The organism is uncultured Thiocystis sp. (genome assembly GCF_903866365.1).
GTDB lineage: Bacteria > Pseudomonadota > Gammaproteobacteria > Chromatiales > Chromatiaceae > Chromatium.
On record NZ_CAIPNF010000139.1, the window covers coordinates 1 to 3,342 of the forward strand.

Sequence of the window (3,342 nt, forward strand, 5' to 3'; positions counted from 1 at the left end):
ATTGCTTCATCGAAGCCGACATGACCTCTCTGGAAGACCCGGATCGGAGCTGGTGATACGGATGGTTGAGTCGGTCAGGCAGCTCCGATCTGCGAGTGACATCCTTGTGGCCCAAAAATGAAGGAATCGTTGTCGTACCCCACACTGACCATCAGAATCGCAAAGCGATCGCCCAAGTCGGTTTGATCCATGCTCAACACCACCACCTGCCCGTGGCGCGCGGCTTCGCTCAACGGATGTCGCGCCAACGGCTCCAGGATCATTCGACTGTCCAACAAGGGATTGGCCAACAGGCGGGCAATCCACTGTAAGCGCATGTCCGCCCGCTCGGTCTTGATCGGCAGGACCGTGGCCCACTGGGCGGTGTTGGCCGTCTGGGTTTGCATGACCGCCGCGATGGTGGGCGCGAGTTTCTTCACCACCGTTTTTCGCAGCCCAGGATGAATCTGCCGAAGACCGCGCTCGATCTCACGCGCAAGAGAAGCGACTGTTCCCAATTTGTGTCAATCTCATCTGTCAATGTTGATAGACAAATTGTCTACATAAAACTGATAGGTGGCAAGCAGCAGTACCCTTGTCCGGTCTGGCTGTTGCGGCCCGACGGACCCGAGCGCTACCGGCGCATCCTGGCGGCCGTCGACGTCGTTCCGGGCGACGACGACGCGGAGACGCACGCGCTCAATCGGCGGATCCTCGACTGGTCGAGTTCATGGGCCCTGGCCGATCTCGCCGAGCTGCATCTGGTGCATGCCTGGGATGCCCCCGCCACTGGATTGCTGCGCCGCTGGAACACCAGCGGCTTGCTTCAGGAGACGGCAAACGAGGAATACCGCTATGTCGAAGACACGCGCAATCGGCACCAGTACGCCCTGAGCGCCTTGCTCGACGAGTTGAGCGACGTGCTTGGACCCGAGGGCTTCGGCTACCTGGCGATCCAATCGCACTTGCCCAAGGGGTCGGCCATCGATGTCATCCCAAACCTGGCGGCCGACCTGAAGGCCGATCTCATCGTCATGGGCACCGTCGGACGCGGCGGTATCCCTGGCCTGCTGATCGGCAATACCGCGGAAACCATTCTCAACCGCTGCGATTGCGCCGTGCTGGCGATCAAGCCGCCGAGCTTCGTGAGTCCGGTCGGGATCAGCGATTGATGGAACTCGACGCGATGGAGACACGCGCGCGGTCCATGTCTCTCAGGGTGTCGAGCTTGTCCGGCGAGGCCCTTTCCCGCGCGCGCCCGGCCCCCCCTGGCGACCCGCGCAACATCCGCAAGGAAGCATGTCTTATCTTAAGAAAGCAGTCATATTAGATTCATGATATGCGATAACGGTAATATGGTAGGATTCGACCAAGCCGATTGATCAGCCCCCGGAGCCTTGCGATTCACCCGCATGATCGACCACCAAGCCTTTTTCGAAGCCCTCGCCGATCCCATCCGCCGCCGCATCTTGGCGATGCTGCTGGAGCACGACGAGTTGTGCGTCTGCGATCTGCACAGCGCGCTCGACGCACCCCAGCCGAAGGTCTCGCGGCACTTGGCAGTATTGCGTGGCGCGGAGTTGGTGCTCGTCCGGCGTGACGGGGTGTGGATGCGCTACCGCATCCATCCGCAACTGCCGGCCTGGGCGCTGCGGATTCTGATGCACATGAAGGATGGTCTGGGAAGCGAGGCGATTACGCCCTCTGTTTGCGCAACCGGCGAGTCCTGATCCCCGATCGACACCGAGCCCATTTCAAACCCATCGTATTCCCCCTTGACCGAGGATCGCCTCATGAGCACAACCTCCAAGACCGTCCTGGTTCTCTGCACCGGCAACTCCTGCCGCTCGCAGATGGCTGGGGTGCTTCTCAATCACGATCTCGCCGGACAGGTGCGCGCCCTGTCTGCCGGCACCCGACCCCAGCCCAAGGTCGCCGATGGCGCCATCGCCGCGCTGCAGGCGATCGGCCTGCCGACCGAGGGGCTCCATCCCAAGGACATCGACGTCCTGATCGACACGCCGATCGACCTGGTGGTGACCGTCTGCGACAACGCCAAGGAAAGCTGCCCGATCTTCCCGCGCCCGGTCGCCCAGATCCATCTGCCCTTCCACGACCCGCACGGCGAGCCGCTGGAGTCTTTCATCGCGGTGCGCGACGACATCCGTGCGCGCCTGGTCCCGGCCGTCGCCGAGACGCTGGGTCTCGACCCGAGCGAATCGGAGTAAACCATGTCTGTACAATGTGAAGTCACCGCCAAACAGGCCGCCGGCGCGCCCATGAGCATCTTCGATCGCTGGCTGACCCTCTGGGTCGCGTTCTGTATCGTCATTGGTATCGGGCTGGGTCAATTCTTCCCCGCCCCCTTCCAGTTTCTGGGCCGACTGGAGGTGGCGCAGGTCAATCTGCCGGTCGGCGTGCTGATCTGGGTGATGATCATCCCGATGCTGATGAAGATCGACTTCAGCGCGCTGGGGCAGGTCCGATCCCATTGGAAAGGCATCGGCGTCACCCTCTTCATCAACTGGGCGGTCAAGCCCTTCTCGATGGCGCTGCTGGCCTGGATCTTCATCCGTGGACTCTTCGCCGACTGGCTACCGGCCGACCAACTCGACTCCTATGTCGCCGGACTCATCCTGCTCGCCGCCGCGCCCTGCACCGCCATGGTCTTCGTCTGGAGCCGGCTGACCGGGGGCGATCCCTACTTCACCCTGACGCAGGTCGCGCTGAACGATGCCATCATGATCGTCGCCTTCGCGCCCATTGTGGCGCTGCTGCTCGGGCTGTCGGCCATCGTGGTGCCCTGGGATACCCTGCTGACCTCGGTGGTGCTCTATATCCTGATCCCGGTCATCCTCGCCCAGCTCTGGCGCAAGCGGCTGCTGGCCCAGGGCCAGGCGCGCTTCGACGCCACCCTCGACACCCTGGGTCATGCCTCCATCGTCGCCCTGCTGCTGACCCTGGTGCTGCTGTTCGCCTTCCAGGGTGAGCAGATCCTCGCGCAGCCGCTGATCATCGTCCTGCTGGCGGTGCCGATCCTGATCCAGGTGTTCTTCAATTCCTCGCTGGCCTATTGGCTGAATCGCCAAGTCGGCGAGAAACACAGCGTCGCCTGTCCCTCGGCGCTGATCGGCGCCTCGAACTTCTTCGAGCTGGCGGTGGCGGCAGCCATCGCGCTGTTCGGCTTCCAGTCCGGCGCGGCGCTCGCCACCGTGGTCGGGGTGCTGATCGAGGTGCCGGTGATGCTGCTGGTGGTGCGGGTGGTCAATCGGAGTAAGGGGTGGTACGAAGCCGGTATTCCACAATCTCAACGGTGAATCTCATGAAAACGCTTGAAATCTACGATCCCGCCATGTGCTGTTC

General features: G+C 62.6%; 5 protein-coding genes. 4 read left to right on the forward strand and 1 reads right to left on the reverse strand.

Going from position 1 to position 3,342, the window contains the following annotated elements:
• Window positions 1–74: 74 nt before the first annotated feature.
• The gene (locus QZY07_RS08115; RefSeq protein WP_295401434.1) at window positions 75–419 is read right to left on the reverse strand and encodes a hypothetical protein; all 345 of its coding nucleotides are present in this window, start codon (window positions 417–419) and stop codon (window positions 75–77) included.
• Between the two features lie 171 nt (window positions 420–590).
• Here QZY07_RS08115 and QZY07_RS08120 point away from each other — a divergent pair, with 171 nt between their 5' ends.
• From QZY07_RS08120 to arsB, 4 genes are all read left to right on the forward strand, one after another.
• A complete protein-coding gene (locus tag QZY07_RS08120; protein WP_295401436.1) occupies window positions 591–1,151 on the forward strand; it encodes a universal stress protein in 561 nt (186 codons plus the stop codon).
• A 240-nt stretch (window positions 1,152–1,391) separates the two neighbouring features.
• Complete coding sequence (locus QZY07_RS08125) at window positions 1,392–1,709, forward strand: metalloregulator ArsR/SmtB family transcription factor (RefSeq protein WP_295401439.1); 318 nt, start codon at window positions 1,392–1,394, stop codon at window positions 1,707–1,709.
• Between the two features lie 63 nt (window positions 1,710–1,772).
• Window positions 1,773–2,207: an arsenate reductase ArsC gene (locus QZY07_RS08130; RefSeq protein ID WP_295401441.1), complete on the forward strand. Its 435-nt coding sequence runs from the start codon at window positions 1,773–1,775 to the stop codon at window positions 2,205–2,207.
• 3 nt (window positions 2,208–2,210) lie between these two features.
• Window positions 2,211–3,296: an ACR3 family arsenite efflux transporter gene (gene arsB / locus QZY07_RS08135; RefSeq protein WP_295401444.1), complete on the forward strand. Its 1,086-nt coding sequence runs from the start codon at window positions 2,211–2,213 to the stop codon at window positions 3,294–3,296.
• Window positions 3,297–3,342 lie beyond the last annotated feature (46 nt).